At 40.6% G+C, this 729-nt stretch carries 1 protein-coding gene; it reads right to left on the bottom strand.

Annotation, left to right across the window (positions count from 1 at the left end; genetic code table 11):
• Nucleotides 1-155: 155 nt before the first annotated feature.
• Nucleotides 156-729 (bottom strand): class II glutamine amidotransferase (locus CWB66_RS21620; RefSeq protein WP_138587017.1); only part of this gene is annotated, 574 nt, incomplete at its 5' end.

Genomic DNA, 729 nt, shown 5'->3' with positions numbered 1-729 from the left:
CGTATTTGCGTGGTAACCGTAACAAACGCCGCCCGTTTGAATGGTAATGTTAAACCCAGCGCTAGCTTTCAACTAGAAAGATATATAACCTGAACTCTGGATAATAACTCTATCTCAAGCAGCTATTTTCAGGTTATTTAAATAAAATGGGTGAGCTATATAAGTTCACCCATTTTAAATAACACAAACTCCCCTGGCTGCATTTTTTGCCATCGCTCATCATTCGTCAAAGGCCTTGTGGCTATCACTGTTACTACATCGTTTGGTGTGGTTTCTTGTTGAAAATCAACCACCATATCGGCATCAATTAATGTTGCTTTACCAAATGGCGCACGGCGCGTTATGTAATGTAAGTTATTAGTGCAATAAGCTAAAACAAATACGCCATCGGTAAGTAGCATATTAAACACCCCTTTTTCACGCAGTGTATGCGAAAGCTTAGCGGCATATCTGAAAACCGACGCCATATTACTTGGACGCTTAGGGTATTTTTCGCGAATTTTATCAAGCAACCAACAAAACGCCAGTTCGCTATCGGTATTTCCCACCGGACGATAATATTCTGTTTTTAAATCATGATAATTAGACAATTGCCCATTGTGTGCGTATGTAATCTCGCGCCCCCACAACTCACGTGTAAATGGATGAGTGTTTTCTAGACATACTCGCCCGCGGTTACCTTGGCGAATATGGCTAATTACTGAGACCCTTTTAATAGTGTATGCTTTA

Origin of the sequence: Pseudoalteromonas sp. S558, assembly GCF_005886635.1 — a bacterium.
Taxonomy (GTDB): domain Bacteria; phylum Pseudomonadota; class Gammaproteobacteria; order Enterobacterales; family Alteromonadaceae; genus Pseudoalteromonas; species Pseudoalteromonas aliena.
Note: the sequence above shows the minus strand (reverse complement) of the source record. Positions and strands in the feature narration are given on the sequence as shown.